Below are 20,749 nucleotides of genomic sequence, written 5' to 3'. Positions count from 1 at the left end.
CCCGGACAAGACTTGCCGTTCCCGCGACGGTGTTTTATTCGAATACGGCACAAGTACGCTAAATCAGGTCGGGCGGGCGCCGCTTGACCCAGCTCATGCCGCTGTAAATATGATAGGCGGCGCACGGGGAACAGTCGATGTGAATACCACATTCGCATCGCAAGGACGGCCTTCCGGCTAGGCGGCGCGGCTCGCGGGAGAGAGTGGACGGGCGCGGAAAACGGCGCGGGAAAAAAAACACCCCTGCGGCAATGCGGCAGGGGTCAACACGAGGAAGAAACATCGGACCGGCCTCGGCCAGCTCGATATTTCGAGGGGCTAACACCTCAGAACCTTGCGGTTCTCAGTGCAGGGCGCATTCTAACGTAATTGCTCTACAAAAATCCATAGAGATAGAGCAAATAATCCATTTTTCATTTATCCGGCCAGCGATGGTCGCGGAACTGCTCGCGCAGCTTCATCTTCAGCAGCTTGCCGGTGGCGGTGTGCGGCAGCTCGTCGACGAAGGCGACGTCGTCCGGCGTCCACCACTTGGCGATCTTACCTTCGAAGAAGGCCAGCAGTTCCGCGCGCGTCGCGCTCGCGCCCGGCTTCAGCGCCACCACCATCAGCGGCCGCTCGTCCCACTTCGGATGCGGCACCGCCACCGCCGCCGCCTCCGCCACCGCCGGGTGGCCGACCAGGATGTTTTCCAGATCGATGGAGCTGATCCATTCGCCGCCGGACTTGATCACGTCCTTGGTGCGGTCGGTGATGCGCATATAGCCGTCCGCGTCTATCGTCACCACGTCGCCGGTATGGAACCAGCCGTCGGCGCTGTGGTTGTCGTCCAGCTCGCGCTTGAAGTATCGCGCCAGCACCCACGGCCCGCGCGCCTGCAGATTGCCGAAGGTCGTGCCGTCGTGCGGCAGCGGCTGGCCGGCGTCGTCGACGATGCGGATGTCCACGCCGTAGATCGGCCGGCCCTGCTTGGCCATCAGCATCCGCGCCTCGTCGCCGGCCAGTCCCTGGTGCTTCAGCTTGGGCGTGCAGGTGGTGCCGCACGGCGACAGCTCGGTCATGCCCCACAGCTGGCGCATCTCGACGCCGTGCGCGGCCAGCTCGTCTATCATGCTTTCCGGCACCGCCGATCCGCCGGCGATCACCCGCTTCAACGGCGCCAGCGACAACTTCTCGCGCTGGCAGTACTGCAGCAGCTGCAGCCAGACCGTCGGCACGCCTATCGACGTCGTCACGCCCTCGTCGACGATCAGCTGCCGCAGGCTGGCGCCGTCCAGCTTCTGCCCCGGCAGCACCAGCTTGCTGCCGTTCATCGCGCAGCTGTACGGCAGGCCCCAGGCGTTGGCGTGGAACATCGGCACCACCGGCATCACCACTGCCCGCGCCGAGATGTCGAAGCTGTCGGGCAAGGAGCTGCCGAAGGCGTGGAGCACGGTGGAACGGTGCGAATACAGCACGCCCTTCGGATTGCCGGTGGTCCCGGAGGTGTAGCACAGGCTGGAGGCGGCGTTCTCGTCCAGCCGCGGCCAGTCGTAATCGTCGTCGTGGCCGTCTATCAGCGCCTCGTAGCTTTGCAGGCCGGGAATGCCGCTGTCGGCCGGCAGGCTGTCGCGGCCGGCCAGCAGCACGAAGCGCTCGACCGTCGTCAGCTTGTCCGCCAGCTGCGCCACCAGCGGCAGAAAGCAGGCGTCGAACATCAGCACCTTGTCTTCGGCGTGGTTGATGATCCAGGCGATCTGCTCCGGGAACAGCCGCGGATTGACGGTGTGGCACACGGCGCCGCTGCCGGACACGGCGAAATAGATTTCGAAATGGCGGTAGCCGTTCCAGGCCAGCGTGCCCACCCGGTCGCCGGGCGCCACGCCCAGCGTTCCCAGGGCCTTGGCCAGCCGCCTGGCTCGGCGGGCGGCGTCGCGGTAGCGGTAGCGGTGTATCGGCCCCTCGACGGTGCGCGACACGATCTCGGTGTCGCCGTGGAAGCGCTCGGCATGCGCCAGCAGGTCGGAAATCAGCAACGGCCGGTCCATCATCTGTCCATGCAGCATCACGTATCTCCCCTTTTATCGGTATGAGTCCACACGTTACGCCGCGCTGGAGCATTCGCTCCAATCATATTTTCTGATGGCCGACTACCGTCCAATTTATATATTTGTCATTAATCGGCTCAGCTTTTCACCGGCCGCTTGGCCAGCATCCGCTGCAAGGTACGGCGGTGCATGTTTAGCGCGCGCGCCGTCGCGGAGATATTGCCGTCGTGCTCGGCCAGCACCCGCTGCAGATGCTCCCAGGTGACGCGGCGCAGCGACATCGGCTGCGGCGCCACCGGCAGCGCCGGATTGGCCGCCTGCTGGTCGAAGGCGGCCAGGATCTCGTCGACGCCGGCCGGCTTGGCCAGATATTGCACCGCGCCGAGCTTGGTCGCCTCGACGGCGGTGGCGATGCTGGCGTAGCCGGTCAGCACGACGATGGCGCTGTCGGGACTGATCGCCCGCAGCGCCGGCAGCAGGCTGAGACCGCTGTCGCCGTCCAGGTTCAGGTCCAGCAGGATGCGCGCCGGCCGCTCGGCGGCCCGCTCCAGCGCCTCGTCGGCGCTCCTGGCCCAGGCGACCGCATGGCCGCGCCGCGTCAGCGAGCGCGCCAGCACCGTCGCGAAGGCCTCGTCGTCGTCTATCAGCAGAAAAGCGCTCACGCGTCCTCCTCCAGCGCCAACGGCAGTTCGATGCGGGCGCGCACGCCGCCGTCGGCGCGGTTGTCCAGGCTCAGCGTGCCGCCCAGCCGCGCCAGCGTCGCGTGGCTGAGCAGCATGCCCAGGCCCAGGCCGGCCGGCTTGGCCGATTCCAGCGGCGCCAAGCCGGCTCGGGCCAGCTGCGCCCCGCTCAGACAGCCCCGGCGGTTGACGATGTCCAGGCTCAGCGTCCGCCCGTCTAGCCGCGCCGTCACCTCCACCGCGCCGCCGCCGGCCTCGGCCGCGTTGTTGATCAGATTGAACAGCGCCGGCCAGAAGGCCGTATCCAGCCTGACCGGCGGATCGTCGCCGTCCGGCGCCCGCCAGTCCAGCCTCAGGTCCGGCCGCAGGCTGCGCCAGCCCTCCAGCCGCTCGGCCAGCGCGGCGAACAGGGGCTGCGGCCCGGGGCTGGGCTCGGAACCGTGCTTGAGCCTGGCCAGCGCAGAACGGCAGCTGCCCAGCTGCGCCCGCATCAGCAGCAGATCCTGCCGCAGCGCCTCGTCGCCATGGCGCTCGCCGAGCAATTCGTCCACCAGCAGCGTCATCGTGTTCAGCGGCGTCGACAGCGAATGGGCGGCGCCGGCCGCCTGCATGCCGACGGCCAGCAGCTGCTCGTCGCGCAGCTGGGTCTCGCGCGCCTGGGCCAGCGCGTCGCCCTGATGGCGCAGCTGCCGCGCCAGCCGCGACACGAAGCCGGCGATCAGCAGCGCCGACAGCGCGAAGCTGAGCCACATGCCGGACAGGTGCAGATTGAAGGCGTAGGCGGCGTTGCCGCCGTTCAGCGGCCAATCCAGATGCCATTCGAACAAGAGGCCGTAGGCGGTCACGCTGAGCAGCGCCAGCAGCCAGGCGAACCAGCCCGGCGACAGCAGCGCGGCGAACAGCACCGGCGGCAGGTACAGCGAGGCCAGCGGATTGGCGGCGCCGCCGCTGAAGGCCAGCAGCTCGGTCAACACCAGCACGTCGAAGAGCAGGCCGAGCCGCAGCGCCGATTCGGCCTTCACCCCCCAGCCGGGCAAGCGCGACAGCACAAGATTGACCAGGGCCAGCGTCGCCAGCGCCTGGCCGACCAGCAGCCACGGCAGCGCCAGGCCATCCAGCGCGCAGCCGGCCAGCATCGCCAGCGCGAGCAGCAGCATCAGCCAGCGCAGCCGGCTGACGCGGCGGCCGGCCTGCAGCGGGTCCCCGGCCGGTTCGGCCTCCAATATCGCATTCCGTTTCATGCCGCCACTGTACACCAAGCCCGCCCCCGCCGCGGCTGCGACAATATGCCGCATTCCTCACCAGAACAGTTTCCACTAGCATCGCCGGCATAAAACCATAAGCCCGACATTCCGCGATGAACCTGAATCCCCTGTTGCTGCCCGTGCCGCTGGCGCTGGCGGCCGGCGCCGCCGTGGGCGCCGATCTGCCCGAATTCCACGCCGACACCATCGTCGTCACCGCCGTCAGGACCGAGCAGCCGCTGCGGGTCGAGACCGATCCGCGCGCGCCGCGGCAGCCGGTGCCGGCCGGCGACGGCGCCGACCTGCTGAAAACCATTCCCGGCTTCGACGTGGTGCGCAAGGGCGGCAGCTCCGGCGACCCGCTGCTGCGTGGCCTCGGCGGCTCCCGCCTGAACATCCTGGCCAACGGCGGCTTCGTCTACGGCGGCTGCCCGGGCCGGATGGACCCGCCCACCGCCTATCTGTTTCCCGACGCCTACGACAAGCTGGTGGTGATCAAGGGGCCGCAGTCGGTCAAATACGGCGGCGCGCTGATCGCCGGCGCCGTCAGCTTCGAGCGCCGGACCCGGCCGTTCGACGAGGCCGGCCTGCGCTTCGACGGCAGCGCGCTGGCCGGCTCCGCCGAGCGCTACGACGGCTACGCCGACCTGACGCTGGGCGGTCCGCTCGGCTATCTGCGGCTGATAGATTCGCACAACCAGGCCGGCGACTACCGCGACGGTGACGGCCGCAAGGTCCACTCGGCCTACCGCCGCGACAGCCAGAGCGTGATCGCCGGCTTCACGCCGGGCCGCGACACCACGCTGGAGTTGTCCGGCGACTTCGGCCGCGGCCACGCCGCCTACGCGGACCGGATGATGGACGGCAGCCAGTTCGACCGCAGCGCCTGGGGCTTCAAGGCCGAGCAGCGCAATATCGCGCCGTGGCTGGACGCGGTCAGGCTGGCGGCCAACCACAGCTACGCCGACCACGTGATGGACAACTATTCGCTGCGGCCGCTGGCGCCGGGCAGGCCGCCGCGCGCCAGCAACCCGGACCGCAACACCGACGCCGCCAAGCTGGAAGCGGACCTGGCGTTCTCCGACATCGACCTGACCATCGGCGTCGACTGGCAGAACGACCGCCACACCAGCCGCGCCGGCGGACTCGACTACGCCGTCCTGCCGCGGGTGGCCGACCAGCATCTGCAGCGCGCCGGCCTGTACGCCGAAGGCAGCGCCCCGCTGTACGGCGGCAAGCTGGTGGCCGGCTGGCGCCACGACCGCGTGCGCGCCTATTACGACGCCGCCGCCGGCCGCGGCGAGCAGCTGCAGGACTACCGGCTGTACAGCGGCTTCGCCCGCTACGAATACAAGCTGGGCGACTGGACGCCGTACGCCGGCGTCGGCGTCGCCCAGCGCGCGCCGGACTACTGGGAACGCAGCTATGTCGCCGCCGGCAGGCCGGTGCTGCAGCCTGAGCGCAACACCCAGCTCGACTTCGGCGCGCTGTACCACGGCGACAAGCTCAGCGCTTCGCTGTCGGCCTACCTAGGCCGCATCGACGACTTCCTGCTGGTCGACCGGACCGCCGCCCAGGCCACCCGCAACATCCAGGCCGTCCGCTACGGCCTCGAGGCAGACGCCTCCTGGCAATTCGCGCCGGAATGGCGGCTGGCCGGCAGCGCCGCCTACAGCTGGGGCGCCAACGCCACCGACGACAGGCCGCTGGCGCAGACGCCGCCGCTGAGCGCCACGCTGAGCCTGGCCTGGGATAACCAGACCTGGGCCGCCGCCGCCGTCTGGCGCGTGGCCGCCGGCCAGGATCGCTACGCCGTCGGCCAGGGCAATATCGCCAGCCAGGATCTCGGCCCGACGCCGGGCTTCGCCGTGCTGTCGCTGAACGGAGGCTGGCGGATCAGCAAGGCGCTGAAGCTGACCGCCGGCATCGACAATCTGCTGAACCGCGGCTACGCCGAGCACGTCAGCAGCGGCGGCGCCGACGTCGCCGGCTACGATCGCGCCCTGCGCGTCAACGAGCCGGGCCGCACGCTGTGGATGAAGCTGCAGGCGCATTGGTAATACCCAAGGGGAGATCAAGATGAAGCGCAACTGGATTCTCGTGCCCGGCCTGTGCCTGGGACTGGCCGCCTGCCTCGGCGGCGGCGTCAACAGCAGCGGCGATCAAAATCAGGATGCCGCGCGCCCCGACCCCGGCTACGGCGGCGGCGACACCATCGTCCGTTTCGCGCTGAAGGCCGGCGGCCAGCCGGTGGGCTGCCATACCCGCATCGCCGGCATCGGTAGCGGCCAGACCCAGGCCACGCTGGCCGAGGGCATGCTCTACGTCCACGACGTGGCCCTGATCAACAGCCGCGGCCAGGAAGTGCCGCTGCGGCTGGACCAGGGCAGCAAATGGCAATACCTGAACCTGGCGCTGCTGGACTTCGCCGGCGGCAGCTGCAAGGACCCGTCGCGCGACGACGGCGACACCCCGGTCTACCAGCCGCTGGCCGGCGGCAACAGCGAGGTGGTCGGCAGCGTGCCGGCGGATACCTATACCGGCCTCAGCTTCCAGGTCGGCGTGCCGGTGTCGGCCAAGAACGCCAAAGGCGAGGACGTCGCGCTGAACCACCAGCCGGCGCACAGCCCGCCGCACCCGATACTCGGCGTCTACTGGCTGATGTGGGAATGGCAGTCCGGCCACCGCTTCATGCGCGTCGATCTGGCGCCCGAGGGCGGCGTCAGGCGCGCCGACGGCAGCACCGGCGACCGCTGGGCCTTCCACCTCGGCTCCACCGACTGCCAGGCCGACGCCGCCGCCGTCGGCGGCTACCGCTGCGGCAAGCCCAACCGCTTCAAAGTGGTGTTCGACCGCTTCGATCCGAAGTCCGACCAGGTGGTGCTGGACCTGCAATCGCTGTTCGCCGGCAACGACATCGGCCGCGACGACAGCGCCGACTTCGGCTGCAAATCCAACGCCACCGACGCCGAGTGCCGGCCGATCTTCGAGCGGCTGGGCCTGAGGCTGAACGACAGCGCGCCGGGCGCCGGCGACGGCGGCCGGCCGCTGGACGACGGCCGTCATTCGCGCGTGTTCCGGCTGGAGAAGACCGCCCGATGAAGCCGCTCGCCGCGCTGGCGCTGGCCGTCCTGCTCGCCGCCGGCGGCCGGGAGCCGCTGGCGCCGCCGGCCCCGGCCGGCGACTGGCGCTGGAAGCTGCCGACCGGCGTGGCGCCGCCGCCGGTGCCGGCCGACAATCCGATGAGCCTGGCCAAGTTCGAGCTGGGCCGGCGGCTGTTCTACGACAAGCGCCTGTCCGGCAACGGCGGCGTCAGCTGCGCCAGCTGCCATCAGCAGCGGCTGGCCTTCAGCGACGGCGTCGCGCTGTCCGTCGGCGCCACCGGCGAGCGCACGCTGCGCAATGCCCAGCCGCTGGCCAACGTCGCCTGGCGCAAGAGCTACACCTGGGCCAATTATTCGCTGACGACGCTGGAGCGGCAGATGGACGGGCCGCTGTTCCGCACCGATCCGGTCGAGATGGGCATCAACGACGGCAATCGGCAGGCGGTGCTGGCGCGGCTGACGGCCGATCCGCTGTACCGGCGCGAGTTCGCCCGCGTGTTTCCCGGCGAGGCGAGGCCGCTGACGCTGGCCAATATCGTCAAGGCCGTCGCCAGCTTCGAGCGCGGCATCGTATCCTTCGACTCGCGCTACGACCGCCACCAGGCCGGCACGGCCCGGCTGTCCGCCGCCGAGTTGCGCGGGCTCTCGCTGTTCCGCTCGGAGCGGGGCCAGTGCTTCCGCTGCCACGGCAGCGCCGATTTCGACGAGCAGATGGCCGGTCAGGGCCGGGGCCTGCCGTTCCGCAACATCGGCCTGTACGACATCGACGGCGACGGCGGCTATCCCTTCCCCAACCGCGGCGCGCTGGAATTGAGCGGCCGGCCGGCCGACATGGGCCGCTTCCGCAGCCCCGGCCTGCGCAACGTCGCGCTGACCGCGCCGTATATGCACGACGGCAGCGTCGCGACGCTGGAGGAGGCGGTGCGCGTCCACGCCGAACACGGCCGCGGCGACGGCCGCCGCAACCGCTGGAAAGATCCGCTGATAGACCGCATCCGGCTGACGCCGGCCGAACAGGCCGACATCGTCGCCTTCCTGAAGACGCTCACCGACGAGACGCTGACCGTCGATCCGCGGCTGGCCGACCCGTTCGCCGCCGTACCCGAAGCCGGTCGATGACGGCGGCCTGCCAGTCTGCTACGCTGGAAGCCTTTTGCCACCTGCCGAACCCGGATGAAGACTCCCTACCTGAAGATACTGGCCTGCGGGCTGACGCTGTTCATCCTGCTGGGCCCGCTGGTGGCGCTGCTGGCCAGCGGCGTGGTGCCGATGATGGCCTATCTGATGGGCGCGGTGCCGGCGCTGGTCTTCGGCCTGCTGCTATGCCTGCTGCGGATCGCGATGGACGGCCCGATAGGTCGCTGGCGGGAACTGTGGCCGGCCTGGCTGCTGGCGCTGGCCGCCTTCGTTCCCGGCGCCTTCAGCGGCAGCGTCGTGACGCTGTTGTACGCCCGCGTCGCCGAACCGCTGCTGTACAACGACTGGATGACGATGTATCTGGGCGCGATGGCCGGCGGTGTCTGCAACGCGCTGTTCTGGCGGATGCGCTTCGGCGCGCCCGCCGCCCCCTGATAGCGAGAAGCCCATGCCCCATTGCGTAATCGAATGCTCGGCCCAGATCGCCGCCCAGCCCGACATCGACCGGCTGCTGCAATCGGCCCACCAGGCCGCCGACGCCAGCGGCCTGTTCGAGAGCCACGACATCAAGGTCAGGCTGCTGCCCTACGAGGACTATCTGGTCGGCGGCAAGGACCAGGACTTCGTCCACATCGTCTGCCACATCCTGGCCGGACGCAGCGACGAACAGAAAGGCCGGCTGGCCGACAGCCTGGTCCGCACGGTCTGCGCCTGGCTGCCCGACGTCGCCATGGTCAGCTGCGAGGTCCGCGACATCGTCCGCGCCCACTACAGCAACCGCCGCCAGGTCATGGCTGATAGCTAAAAAAAAAGCCCGCCCGGCAAGGGCGGGCTGGCAACCGTTGTCTGCCGGACGCCTGTCGCGCCCGAGCCTTCACAGCATACCGCAGCGCGCCGCCACCGGCCTGCGACCGATTGTCGCAGGCCGCGTCATATTTCCGCCTCCTACTATTCACTTTGCCGTCAACAAAGCCTCACGCGTCTGTCACCTCGGCATTGCAGCATGAGATAGTCATCACGTCTCACGGACTTCGCCATGCAGCCAGACTCCGCTTCCGACGCCCCCCGCCGACTGCGCAGCATCTGGATCTCCGACGTCCATCTCGGCACCGCCGGCTGCCGCGCCGACCACCTGCTCGATTTCCTGCGCGAACACGAATCGGACTACCTGTATCTGGTCGGCGACATCGTCGACGGCTGGCAACTGAGAAAATCCTGGTACTGGAAGCAGAGCCACAACGACGTGGTGCAGAAGCTGCTCAGGAAGGCGCGCAAGGGCTGCCAGGTGATCTACATCCCCGGCAACCACGACGAGGCGGCGCGGCAATACTGCGGGCTGGACTTCGGCGGCGTCGCGATACGCCACGAGGCCGAACACCTGACCGCCGACGGCAAGCGCCTCCTGGTGCTGCACGGCGACGAATTCGACGGCGTGATCCAGTACGCCAAGTGGCTGGCCTATCTCGGCGACAATCTGTACACGCTGATCCTGCAGCTGAATCGCGGCTTCAACTGGGTACGGACCCGGCTGGGACTGCCGTACTGGTCGCTGTCGCAATACCTGAAGCACAAGGTGAAGAACGCGGTGAACTTCATCAGCCAGTTCGAAACCATACTGGCCGGCGAGGCGCGGCGGCGCGGTTTCGACGGCGTGATCTGCGGCCACATCCACAAGCCGGAAGTCAGGATGATAGACGGCATCCTGTACGGCAACAGCGGCGACTGGGTGGAAAGCCTGTCGGCGCTGGTCGAGCACCCGGACGGGCGCCTGCAGGTGCTGCACTGGACCGCGCCGCTCCGGCCCGCCGCGGCCGCCGAGCTCGCGGCCGAGACCGACCCCATCCCGTCCCCCGAGGAGTCGTCATGCGCATCATGATCGTCACCGACGCCTGGAAGCCGCAGGTCAACGGCGTGGTCCGCTCGCTGACCGAGACCGTCCGCGAGCTGGACGGCTTCGGCCACCAGGTCAATATGATCACGCCGCTGGAGTTCCGCACGATACCCTGCCCCACCTATCCGGACATCCGGCTGTCGCTGCTGCCGTACCGCCAGGTGGCGCAACGGATCTCCGGCTTCGCGCCCGACGCCGTCCACATCGCCACCGAGGGACCGCTGGGCCTGGCCGCCCGGCGCTACTGCCTGAACCGCGGCCTGGCCTTCACCACCGCCTACCACACCCGCTTCCCCGAATACATCCACGCCCGCTGCCGGCTGCCGCTGGACATCAGCTACGCCTGGATGCGGCGCTTCCACAACGCCTCGCAGGCGGTGATGGTGCCGACCCGCTCCATCGCCGACGACCTGGCGGCGCGGGGCTTCGACAACATCAAGCTGTGGAGCCGCGGCGTCGACACCGCGATGTTCTCCCCCGGCGAACGGCAGCGGCTGGACGAATCCGCTCCGCCGCGCTTCGTCTACATCGGCCGGGTGGCGGTGGAAAAGAATATCGAGGCCTTCCTGAAACTGGACCTGCCCGGCAGCAAATGGGTGGTCGGCGACGGTCCGCTGCTGGCCCGGCTGAAGCAGGAATACCCGGACGTGTACTTCGCCGGCGTGTTCCCGCAGCAGGAGCTGGCGCGCTTCTACCGCGCCGCCGACGTCTTCGTGTTTCCCAGCCTGACCGACACCTTCGGCCTGGTGCTGCTGGAGGCGATGGCCTGCGGCACGCCGGTCGCGGCCTTCCCGGTCGCCGGTCCGCTGGACGTGGTCGGCGACAGCGGCGCCGGCGCGCTGGACTGGGACCTGCGCGCGGCCTGCCTGAAGGCGCTGGAAATCGACCGCGACCTGGTGCGCCGGGTGGCCGAGCGCTATTCCTGGCAGGCGGCCAGCCGCCAGTTCGAATCCCATCTCCGGCCGAATGCGGCCACCGCCGCAGCGGCCGCCGCGACAGCCGATTGAAAAACGCTTGATTCAGCAGCTGTAAGCGCTATATTGGAAAAGTTGAAGCGGCAGGGAGGATGAAGCATATGTCAGGCAACACGGCCAGGCGACCTTGCGCTTAACACGGCATTGAGGCCGCGCCCAGACAGCGGCGACGGCCGGCACCGGAGGTGTCCGCAATGCCCGAACCAGCATCCAGGACGGATGCGCCATCTTTTCAAAGCCGCCAGCCGGCCAGGCAGCACTCGCCGATTCGCAACCGGCACGATGAATCGAAGTTTCACACAGCTAGACCAGACGGAAACCCCGTTTCCGGAAATGCGCCCATACGAGGGCCAGCGATGACGTACCGGCGGCGTGCAGGATAGGCAGTGCCGGCAGCCGCCCCCCGCTTCAACACGGTCCCGCCCGTCGCGGCGAGGGCCGATGCGCACAGCCAGACCGGCGTCCGGCATCGATCTCAGACGCGGCTGAGCGCATCCCGGCAATCATCCAGAGGGCGTCCCATCACCGGGACGCCCTTTTCGTTTATGGCCAAACCGCTTCGCCGGCGTCGCCGCAAATAACGTCCAGCGCTAAAAAAATCATCAAACAATCTTCCGGCCGGCCGCCGCTGTCGGGTAACATGCGCTATCCGCGCGGAACTGCGTCCGCGCCGTTTCACGATCGCGTCCGGCCGCCGGCCGGCGCCGTCCCAAGACACTGCCGCATGGCGCGCGCCATGCGGTCGCACAACACCCGACGCCGCACGTACGAGCAGGGGGCTGGCAAACGGGTTAAAATCATTGCGACGCAACATTTTCCGATCTTTATTGAGTGAGCCGCACAAGACATGTCCTCTCCCAATCTGACCGCTGAAAAAGTCCTGTCCGTCCACCACTGGAACGACACCCTTTTCAGCTTCACCTGCACCCGCGACGCGGGTTTGCGCTTCATCAACGGCCAGTTCGTCATGATAGGCCTGGAAGTCAACGGCAAGCCGCTGATGCGGGCCTACTCCGTCGTCAGCTCCAACTACGAAGAGCACCTGGAGTTCTACAGCATCAAGGTGCAGGACGGCCCGCTGACCTCCAAGCTGCAGCATCTGCAGGTCGGCGACACCGTCATGATCAGCAAGAAGCCCACCGGCACGCTGGTGCAGGACAATCTGCTGCCGGGCAAGAACCTGTATCTGCTGTCGACCGGCACCGGCCTCGCCCCCTTCATGTCCATCATCAAGGACCCGGAGGTGTACGAGCGCTACGACAAGGTGATCCTGACCCACGGCGTGCGCTGGGTCAGCGAGCTGGGCTACCACGATTACATCACCAAGGAATTGCCGGAAAACGAATTCTTCGGCGAGATGGTGCGTGAAAAGCTGATCTACTATCCGACCGTCACCCGCGAGCCGTTCCGCAACCAGGGCCGTCTGACCGACCTGATCACCAACGGCAAGCTGTGCGCCGACATCGGCCTGCCGCAGCTGAATCCGGAACACGACCGCGTGCTGATCTGCGGCAGCCCGAGCATGCTGCACGATCTGTGCGAAATCCTGAACGGCATGGGCTTCAAGGAATCGCCGCGGATGGGCGAACCGGCCGACTACGCGATCGAACGCGCCTTCGTCGAGAAATAAGGCGCCCCGCTCCGGCGGAACGCGCACAGCCCCGCAGGCCAGGCCGCGGGGCTGTTTTATTCCGCCTGCAGGCAAAACAAGGGGGAGGCCTAAGCCTCCCCTGTTTTTATGCGAGCCAGACGGTGGTCTGTTTGATTACTTGGCGGCCGAAGCGGCTGCCTTGTGCGCCTTCTTCGCGTGATGCTTGTGGGCCTTCTTCGCTGCCGGGGCGGAGGCGTCGGTCTTGGCGGCCTGAGCCTTTTGAGCGGCGGAAGCTTCCTTCTTGGCGGCGTGCTTCTTCGCAGCGTGCTTGTGGGCCTTCTTCGCTACCGGGGCGGAAGCGTCGGCCTTGGCGGCTTGAGCCTTTTGAGCGGCGGAAGCTTCCTTCTTGGCGGCGTGGTGCTTCTTGGCGTGGTGCTTGTGAGCCTTCTTCGCTACCGGAGCGGAAGCGTCGGCCTTGGCGGCTTGGGCTTTCTGAGCGGAAGCTTCCTTCTTGGCGGCGTGCTTCTTGGCCTTCTTGGCCTTAGGAGCGGACGCGTCAGCCTTGGCGGCCTGGGCCTTCTGGGCAGCCGGAGCGGACGCATGCTTCTTCACGCCGACTTTCTTCTTGGCGGCCTTCTTGGCCGGGGCGGAGGCGTCGGACTTGGCGGCCTGGGCCTTCTGGGCGGAAGCTTCCTTCTTGGCGGCGTGCTTCTTGGCCACGTGCTTGTGGGCCTTCTTGGCGGCCGGCGCGGAGGCCTCGGCCTTCGCTGCCTGGGCCTTCTGGGCCGAGGCGGTCACTTTTTCAGCCTTCTTGGCGTGGTGGATCTTGGCCGGGGTTTTCTTATCGGCCTTCTTGGCGGCCGGGGCGACCTTGGCCGCCGGAGCGGAGGCGGTGATGGCTTGGGCGGCGAAACCAGCGGCGGAACTCAGGCCAAAGACGGCGGACAGGGCAAGAACGGTCAGCTTTTTCATGATTCATCTCCAGGTCGGTAACGGCGGCTTTCGTTCGCCGTAAGGCACCGTGTTTGGTGTTTCCTTGAGTCGTATCCTAGCCCTCCCCCCTCCACCCGTCTGTTAGCGCCTTGTAAGCCCATGTAACGCGACGTACAGCCTTTCGCCGCCAAGCAAGCCGCAGATCCCGCGTTGCGCCTCCTTGCCGTACGATTGCTACTGTCCGCGTCGGCGCGCCTTGGCTCAGCGGCTCCGGTACGCTGCGGCAAGCCCGGTTTTCAATCGCGCCGCGTCGCGACGACGATCTGGTAGACGCCGCCGAACACGGTGCGCTTGCTCCATTCGAAAGCGCCGGCCTCGGCGGCGTAGCCGGAGATCTCCCGCGTCCACAGCGCCTCGGCGAACGGCTCCAGCCGCCGGTTCACCCACTTCAGCAACCAGCCTATCGGCTGCCACGGACGGGGGCGGTGGTAGTCGACGAAGAGGGCCCGGCCGCCCGGCGCCACCTGGGCCAGCATATTGGCGACGATGGCGGTTTTCTTGTCCTCCGGCACCTCGTGCAGCAGGAAGAAGCTGCACACCAGGTCCTGCGGCTGCTCCGGCCGGAACATCGCGGCGTCGGCGCGCTCCAGCCGCGCCTGCGGCAGGCCGGCGAGCTTGCCGGCGGCCAGTTCCACCTGTATCGGCGTGACGTCGGTCAGCGTGAAGCGGCCGGCGGCGCCGACCCGCGCCGCGGCGCGCGCCACCAGGTCGCCGTAGACATGGGCGACCTGCCATACCTTGTCGCCGGGCCGGATCAGGTCCAGATAGGCGCGCATCAGCCGGCGGTCGTTGCCGAACAGCAGCGTGCTGACCACCAGCTTGCGGTCCAGCAGCCGCGCCTTGCGCGGGTTGACGTAGGCCCAGTCGTACACCTCGACCATATAGTCGGGGACGTCGCGGTAATAGGGATCGACGGTGGTGCGTGTGTGCAATGTGGTCATGGCGGGCTGCCGCTCGATGTTATTGGATGGAAGCAGCTTAGCAAGCCCTCCGGCCGGCCGGCTTGAGCCAGGCCAAACCTTGCCCCGACCGCGCTCCTCCGGCCCGACCGGAAACGAAGCGGCCCGGCGCAGGGCCGGGCCGTCGGGCGGGAAAACGGGCCGCTCAGTCGGCCAGCGTCAACACCACCGGGGTGTGGTCGGACGGGCGCTCCCACTTGCGCGGCGCCTTGTCTATCTCGCAGGCCTCGGCGCGGGCCTTCAGCGCGTCGCTGACCAGGATGTGGTCGATGCGCACGCCCTTGTTGCGGCGGAACATCATCTGCCGGTAATCCCACCAGCTGTACTGCTTCTCCTCCTGGTTGAACAGGCGGAAGCTGTCGGACAGGCCCAGCGCGATCAGCCGGCGGAAGGCGTCGCGCTCCGGCGTGCTGCACAGCACCTGCTCGCGCCAGCCTTCCGGATCGTAGACGTCGCGGTCTTCGGGCGCGATATTGTAGTCGCCCAGCAAGAGCAGCTCCGGATGGCGGGCCAGCTCGGCGGCGACATGGCCCTCCAGCTTGGACAGCCATTCGAGCTTGTACGGGTATTTGGGGGAGTCGACCGCCTCGCCGTTGACGAAATAGGCGCAGATCACCCGCACGCCGTTCACGGTGGCGGCGATCACGCGGCGCTGCTCGTCGCCGTAGCCGGGAATGCCGGCGACGACGTCGCTCATCTCCAGCGGCGCCTTGACCAGGATGGCGACGCCGTTATAGGTCTTCTGGCCGAACCAGGCGGCACGGTAGCCGGCGGCCTCGATCTCGGCCAGCGGGAAGGCGTCCTGGTCCATCTTCAGTTCCTGCAGGCACAGCACTTCGACGCCGGTGTCGGCCAGCCATTGCAGCACTTGCGGCAGTCGGACTTTCAGCGAATTGACGTTCCAGGTGGCGAAACGCATCGGCGCTCTCTCCATGACGGGCTTAAAGGCCGACACCATAACAGCCGCGCGCGCCGCTGTGCAGGGGGCCGGACAAAAAAACGCCCCCGCTGTTGGCGGAGGCGTGGAATAGACACTATATCACTACCCCTGATACGCGTCTGGCTCGCTTGCTGCTCCGGAAGACAACCCTGAGCACTTGATTAGAGCCGGGCGTCTCCGGGGGAGTTCCGGTGCCGGAAAGTTTTTTTACGCCGCGTCGGCGACCATGCCGGAATGGCGCAGCAGCGCGTCGATCTGCGGATCCCGGCCGCGGAAGGCGCGGAACGACTCCAGCGCCGGGCGGCTGCCGCCGACGGCCAGGATTTCGTTCCAGAAGCGCCGACCGGTCTCGGCGTCGGCGCCGCCGACTTCCTCGAAGGCCGCGTAGGCGTCGGCCGACAGCACCTCGGCCCATTTGTAGCTGTAGTAGCCGGCCGCGTAGCCGCCGGCGAAGATGTGGCCGAAGCTGTTGGGGAAGCGGTTGTAGGCCGGCGGGAAGTTGACCGCCACCTCTCGGCGCACCTGGTCCAGCAGCTCCAGCCAGTCGCCGTTGTCGGCGTCGAAGGCGCTGTACAGCGTCAGGTCGAACAGCGCGAACTCCAGCTGGCGGACGGTGGCCATGCCGCTCTGGAAGTTCTTGGCGGCCAGCATCTTGTCGTACAGCGCGCGCGGCAGCGGCGCGCCGGTCTCGGCATGCGAAGTCATGCCCTGCAGCACGTCCCATTCCCAGGCGAAGTTCTCCAGGAACTGGCTGGGCAGCTCGACCGCGTCCCACTCGACGCCGTTGATGCCGGAGACGCCCAGCTCGTCGACGCGGGTCAGCATGTGGTGCAGACCGTGGCCGAACTCGTGGAACAGCGTGATCACCTCGTCGTGGGTGAACAAGGCCGGCTTGTCGCCGACCGGACGGCTGAAGTTGCAGGTCAGGTAGGCGACCGGCGTCTGCAGCGTCCCGCCGGCCTTGCGGCGGCCGCGGGCGTCATCCATCCAGGCGCCGGAACGCTTGCCGTCGCGGGCGTACAGGTCGAAGTAGAAGCTGCCGAGCAGCTCGCCGTCCTTCAGGATGTCGTAGAAGCGCACGTCCGGATGCCAGACCGGCGCGCTGCTTGCGCGCACCTCGACGCCGAACAGCTTGTTGACGACGCCGAACAGGCCCTGCACCACCTTGGCTTCCGGGAAGTACTGCTTCACCTCCTGCTCGGAGAAGGCGTAGCGGGCGACGCGCAGCTTCTCGGCGGCGTAGGCCAGGTCCCAGGCCTGCAGCTCGCCCAGGCCCAGCTCGGCGCCGGCGAACGCTTCCAGCTCCTGCCTGTCCTTGATGGCGAACGGCTTGGCCTTGGCCGCCAGATCGCGCAGGAAGGCGATGACCTGCTCCGGGCTTTCCGCCATCTTGGTGAACAGCGACAGCTCGGCGAAGTTGGCGAAGCCCAGCAGCTGCGCCTCCTCGCGCACCAGCTTCAGCTTCTCGCGGATGATGGGGCCGTTGTCGCGCTCGGCCGGGCCGAACTCGGACGCGCGCTGTACATAGGCCTGGTACAGCTTCTCGCGCAGCGCGCGGTTGTCGGCGTATTGCAACACCGGGAAGTAGAACGGGAACTGCAGCGTGATCTTGTAGCCGGTCTTGCCGTCGCCTTCGGCGGCGGCGGCGAACAGCTCGAGCGAATCGTCGGGCACGCCGGCCAGCTCGGCCTTGTCTTCGATATAGAGGCTGAAGGCGTCGGTGGCGTCCAGCACGTTCTGCTCGAACTTGGCCGAGAGTTCGGCCAGCCGGGTCTGGATGGCGGCGAAGCGCTCCTTGGCCGCGGTCTCCAGCTCGGCGCCGGACAGGCGGAAGTCGCGCAGATCGTTCTCGACGATCTTCCTGCGCGCCGCGCCATAGGACGCGTACTCGCCGCCGGCCGCCAGCGCCTTGAAGCGGGCGAACAACGCCAGGTTCTGCCCCATCTCGGTCCAGAATTCGGACACGCGCGCGATGTTGGCGTTATAGGCGTCGCGCAGCTCCGGCGTGCTGACCACCGCGTTCAGATGCCCGACCACGCCCCAGGCGCGCGACAGCCGCTCGGTGGCGTCGGTCAGCGGATTGACGAAGTTGTCCCAGCCCGGCTCGCCGCCGTCGGCCGTCAGCCTGGCCACCGCGGCGCGCGCCTCCGCCAGCAGCGTGTCGATGGCGGGGCCGATGTGTTCGGGACGGATGTCCTCGAAACGCGGCAGGTTGGAGAAATCAAGTAAGGGGTTCTGGCTCATGGCTTCGACATCCTGTCGGGGCGGACTGATTATGATAAGGGAATTTGCGCGCCGGCGCGCGGGGCCGGCACAATGCATCATTGCAGAGATAAGGACGAAACGATGAAAAGCAATATCCGCCAGTACGACGGCCATCACCCGGCCATCGCCGACGGCTGCTACGTCGACCCGGCCGCCGTCGTCGTCGGCGAGGTGACGCTGGAGGCCGGCGCCTCGGTATGGCCGTTCGCGGTGCTGCGCGGCGACGTCAACCGCATCCATGTCGGCGAGAACAGCAATGTCCAGGACTTCGCGATGCTGCACGTCAGCCACAAGAGCGCCGCCGATCCGGAAGGCGCGCCGTTGATCATAGGCCGCCACGTCACCATAGGCCACCACGTGACGCTGCACGGCTGTACGATAGGCGACGAGGTGCTGATAGGCATAGGCAGCATCGTTCTGGACCGCGCAGTGATAGAGGACAGGGTGCTGGTCGGCGCCGGCAGCCTGGTGCCGCCGGGCAAGCGGCTGGCATCCGGCTATCTCTACCTGGGCAACCCGGTGAAGCAGGCTCGGCCGCTGACCGAGAAGGAGCTGGCCTACTTCAGGTATTCGGCCGAGCACTATCTGCGCGTGGCCGACAAGCACAAGGTCAATCTGGAGGATTGAGCGATGGAGCAGCCCGATCGTGAAGAGGAACTGGAATATGTCGGCTTCTGGGCGCGGGTGCTGGCCAGCCTGGTCGACACCGTGCTGCTGCTGCTCGTGTCGGCGCCGCTGCTGTGGCTGCTGGTCGGACGGGAAGCGGCGAGCGCCGACGGCATGCCCAGCCTGGCCGAGCTCGGCGGCGTCGGCTCGCTGGGCGAATTCCTGATCAACTACCTGCTGCCGGCGGCGGCCGTCATCCTGTTCTGGATCTACAAGAGCGCGACGCCGGGCAAGATGATGCTGGGCGCGCGGGTGGTGGACGCCGACACCGGCGCGCCGCTGACGCCGGGCCAGGCGACGCTGCGCTACCTCGGCTATTTCGTCTCCATCATTCCGTTCTGCCTGGGCCTGTTCTGGGTCGGCCTAGACGCTCGCAAGCAGGGTTGGCACGACAAGCTGGCGCGCACCGTGGTGGTGCGCCGCAAGCCGCAGCCGGCCGCCTTTCCGGGCCGCCGCTAAGCCGGCGCCAGCCGGCCGCGCGGCATCTCCGTCCGCCCCGGCTCGGCGCGGGCTGGCGCGTCCAGCCGGAACCAGGCCAGCGCCTGATTGAGCCCGCCGGCCGACTCCGCCAGTTCTTCCATCAACGGCTCGGCCTCGCGCATCTGCTGCTCGATATGCTGGGCCAGGCTGGCCAACTCATGGCCGTGCTGGCGGATATTGCCGCCGGCCTGGGTCTGCAGTTCACGCGCGGCGCCGATGTCGGCCATCAGCTCGCCCAGGCCCGACAGCGCGCCGTCCACCGCCGACAATGCCCCGTCCAGCGCCAGTTGAGCGTCCAGACCGTCCTGGCCGGCCCTTCCGGCGGCGGCGACCGCTTCGCCCAGCGCGCCCTTGGCCTGCTCCATCTGCCGCAGGCTGTCGAAAATGCCGCTGGTGGCCGAGGCGGTGCGCTCGGACAATTTCCTCACCTCGTCGGCCACCACCGAGAAGCCGCGGCCGGCCTCGCCGGCCCTCGCCGCCTCGATCGCCGCGTTCAGGGCCAATAGATTGGTCTGCTCGGCCACATCGCGGATCAGCGCGCTGATCTGGCCGATCGCCGACAGCGCCTGGCCCAGCGTCTGCATTTCCTGATTGGCGGTGGCGATGCGCTCGGCCAGCCGGCCCATCGTCGCCGCATTGTGCTCGCCCTGGCGGCGCGCCTGGGCGGTGGCCGCCGCCGCGCCGCGCGTGCAGTCCTGCGCCGCCTCGATATGCTGCCCCACCCGCTCCGCGTGGCCGGCGATCTCCGCCGCCGCCTCGTTGCTGAGCTGGCTCTTCTGCGTCTGCTGCCGGCTGGCGTCGGCGCTCTGCCGGGTCAACAGCTGCAAGCGGCGGCTGTCGTCCTGATTCGCGCCGGCATGGCGGCGCACTTCGTCCAGCAAGCCGGCCAGATGGTCCAGAAAGCGGTTGATCCGCGACGCCGCGTGCGCCAGCTCGTCGCCGCCGCGGTCGGGCAGGCGCGCGGCCAGATTGCCCTCGCCCAGCGCGTCGGCGGCCTGGGCCATCGCCGCCAGCTGGCGGCGCAGCCGGCGCGCCAGCGTCAGCTGGATCAGCACCACCAGCACGCTGGCCAAGGCCAGCGGTCCCAGGATCAACGGCGCCAGCCGGGACAGCGCCGCGGCCAGGCCAGCCTTCTCCTCCGCCAGTTCGCCATCCCGCTTCTTCAACTGGACGTCGATCTGCGCGACCAGCGGCGCGAGGTCGTTCTGATAAGCCTGCTCCGGAATCGACAACGCGTCCTGCGGCGCGGTCTCGGCGATGCGGACAGCGCTGCCCAGATTGGCGGCGTAAGCCTGCCAATGGCCGCGCAGCGTGCCGTCAAAAACGCCGGCGTCGGCCGCAGGCAAGGCGTCGTGGATGTCGCGCTGGAGGCCCGCCACCTGCCGCTCGGCCTGTTTCAGGCGCTCGGCGGTTTCCGGCAGCAAGGGATCGGCGCGGGAAAACGACAGCGCCACCGCCTTCAACCGCTGCAGATTGGCCGCCAGCTGCTGCAGGCGATTGTAGTTGTCGACGTGGCGGGTGAAGGAATACAGCTGCTGGCCGGTCAGCGCCATCGCCAGCGCCAGGCTGGCGAGGGTGAAGGCGATGGTCAGCCACAGGCGTTTGATCAGGGACATGTCGGGTGTTGCGCGAGACTTCGGGGCCCTCATCCTAGCCGCCGTTGATGACACGAAGATTTCAAGACATATAAGTTGTAGCAAAAAATGTTCACATTACGTTACAATCCGCGCACCCGTAAATTCGGGTCGGTATGTCAGACAAAATTCAGGGAAACGCCCGCAGTCGGGCGCAACATCAT

Annotated in this window: 18 protein-coding genes; 10 read left to right on the top strand and 8 right to left on the bottom strand. The window is 68.0% G+C overall.

Going from position 1 to position 20,749, the window contains the following annotated elements:
- Positions 1–413 precede the first annotated feature (413 nt).
- The 3 genes from WNM05_RS04235 to WNM05_RS04225 form a co-directional block, all read right to left on the bottom strand.
- Entirely contained in the window at positions 414–2,045 is a 1,632-nt protein-coding gene (locus tag WNM05_RS04235; protein WP_434632778.1) for a 3-(methylthio)propionyl-CoA ligase, read from the bottom strand.
- Positions 2,046–2,164: 119 nt separating this feature from the next.
- A complete protein-coding gene (locus WNM05_RS04230) occupies positions 2,165–2,689 on the bottom strand; it encodes a response regulator transcription factor (RefSeq protein ID WP_434632777.1) in 525 nt (174 codons plus the stop codon).
- Positions 2,686–3,948 (bottom strand): ATP-binding protein, encoded by a 1,263-nt coding sequence (locus WNM05_RS04225; RefSeq protein ID WP_434632776.1) that lies wholly within the window; start codon positions 3,946–3,948, stop codon positions 2,686–2,688. Before WNM05_RS04225 ends, WNM05_RS04230 begins: the two co-directional genes overlap by 4 nt.
- Before the next feature lie 116 nt (positions 3,949–4,064).
- On the opposite strand from WNM05_RS04225, the gene WNM05_RS04220 reads away from it, so the two are divergent.
- The 8 genes from WNM05_RS04220 (at position 4,065) to WNM05_RS04185 (ending at position 12,687) form a co-directional block, all read left to right on the top strand.
- Positions 4,065–6,011, top strand: coding sequence for a TonB-dependent copper receptor (locus WNM05_RS04220; protein WP_434632775.1), 1,947 nt, complete (start codon positions 4,065–4,067; stop codon positions 6,009–6,011).
- A 19-nt stretch (positions 6,012–6,030) separates the two neighbouring features.
- Positions 6,031–7,053, top strand: a complete 1,023-nt coding sequence (locus tag WNM05_RS04215; RefSeq protein ID WP_434632773.1) for an MbnP family copper-binding protein — start codon at positions 6,031–6,033, stop codon at positions 7,051–7,053.
- Positions 7,050–8,174: an MbnH family di-heme enzyme gene (locus WNM05_RS04210; RefSeq protein ID WP_434632771.1), complete on the top strand. Its 1,125-nt coding sequence runs from the start codon at positions 7,050–7,052 to the stop codon at positions 8,172–8,174. Before WNM05_RS04215 ends, WNM05_RS04210 begins: the two co-directional genes overlap by 4 nt.
- A 54-nt stretch (positions 8,175–8,228) precedes the next feature.
- Entirely contained in the window at positions 8,229–8,627 is a 399-nt protein-coding gene (locus tag WNM05_RS04205; protein ID WP_434632769.1) for a hypothetical protein, read from the top strand.
- Between the two features lie 13 nt (positions 8,628–8,640).
- Complete coding sequence (locus WNM05_RS04200; protein ID WP_434632767.1) at positions 8,641–8,997, top strand: 5-carboxymethyl-2-hydroxymuconate Delta-isomerase; 357 nt, start codon at positions 8,641–8,643, stop codon at positions 8,995–8,997.
- A 231-nt stretch (positions 8,998–9,228) separates the two neighbouring features.
- Entirely contained in the window at positions 9,229–10,068 is an 840-nt protein-coding gene (locus WNM05_RS04195) for a UDP-2,3-diacylglucosamine diphosphatase (protein WP_434632765.1), read from the top strand.
- Complete coding sequence (locus tag WNM05_RS04190) at positions 10,056–11,090, top strand: glycosyltransferase family 4 protein (protein WP_434632763.1); 1,035 nt, start codon at positions 10,056–10,058, stop codon at positions 11,088–11,090. The genes WNM05_RS04195 and WNM05_RS04190 overlap by 13 nt, the downstream gene beginning before the upstream one ends.
- An 814-nt stretch (positions 11,091–11,904) precedes the next feature.
- A complete protein-coding gene (locus tag WNM05_RS04185) occupies positions 11,905–12,687 on the top strand; it encodes a ferredoxin--NADP reductase (RefSeq protein ID WP_434632762.1) in 783 nt (260 codons plus the stop codon).
- 135 nt (positions 12,688–12,822) lie between these two features.
- Here WNM05_RS04185 and WNM05_RS04180 read toward each other — a convergent pair whose 3' ends face one another.
- The 4 genes from WNM05_RS04180 to WNM05_RS04165 all read right to left on the bottom strand — a co-directional run bounded on the left by WNM05_RS04180 (position 12,823) and on the right by WNM05_RS04165 (position 17,784).
- Positions 12,823–13,620 (bottom strand): hypothetical protein, encoded by a 798-nt coding sequence (locus WNM05_RS04180; RefSeq protein ID WP_434632761.1) that lies wholly within the window; start codon positions 13,618–13,620, stop codon positions 12,823–12,825.
- 257 nt (positions 13,621–13,877) lie between these two features.
- On the bottom strand, positions 13,878–14,582 hold the full coding sequence (gene rquA / locus WNM05_RS04175; protein ID WP_434632759.1) for a rhodoquinone biosynthesis methyltransferase RquA: 705 nt from the start codon (positions 14,580–14,582) through the stop codon (positions 13,878–13,880).
- Positions 14,583–14,745: 163 nt separating this feature from the next.
- Complete coding sequence (gene xth / locus WNM05_RS04170; RefSeq protein ID WP_434632757.1) at positions 14,746–15,519, bottom strand: exodeoxyribonuclease III; 774 nt, start codon at positions 15,517–15,519, stop codon at positions 14,746–14,748.
- A gap of 228 nt (positions 15,520–15,747) precedes the next feature.
- Positions 15,748–17,784: a M3 family metallopeptidase gene (locus WNM05_RS04165; RefSeq protein ID WP_434632755.1), complete on the bottom strand. Its 2,037-nt coding sequence runs from the start codon at positions 17,782–17,784 to the stop codon at positions 15,748–15,750.
- 102 nt (positions 17,785–17,886) lie between these two features.
- On the opposite strand from WNM05_RS04165, the gene WNM05_RS04160 reads away from it, so the two are divergent.
- Positions 17,887–18,432, top strand: coding sequence for a gamma carbonic anhydrase family protein (locus tag WNM05_RS04160; RefSeq protein WP_434632753.1), 546 nt, complete (start codon positions 17,887–17,889; stop codon positions 18,430–18,432).
- Between the two features lie 3 nt (positions 18,433–18,435).
- On the top strand, positions 18,436–18,930 hold the full coding sequence (locus WNM05_RS04155) for an RDD family protein (protein ID WP_434632751.1): 495 nt from the start codon (positions 18,436–18,438) through the stop codon (positions 18,928–18,930).
- On the opposite strand, the gene WNM05_RS04150 is transcribed toward WNM05_RS04155, so the two are convergent.
- Complete coding sequence (locus WNM05_RS04150) at positions 18,927–20,567, bottom strand: methyl-accepting chemotaxis protein (RefSeq protein WP_434632749.1); 1,641 nt, start codon at positions 20,565–20,567, stop codon at positions 18,927–18,929. The genes WNM05_RS04155 and WNM05_RS04150 overlap by 4 nt on opposite strands.
- Positions 20,568–20,749 lie beyond the last annotated feature (182 nt).

The sequence above is a fragment of the Chromobacterium sp. CV08 genome (assembly GCF_051129845.1).
Taxonomy (GTDB): Bacteria; Pseudomonadota; Gammaproteobacteria; order Burkholderiales; family Chromobacteriaceae; genus Chromobacterium.
The sequence above is the reverse complement of the archived record's forward strand: the minus strand, read 5'-3'. Positions and strand labels throughout refer to the sequence as shown.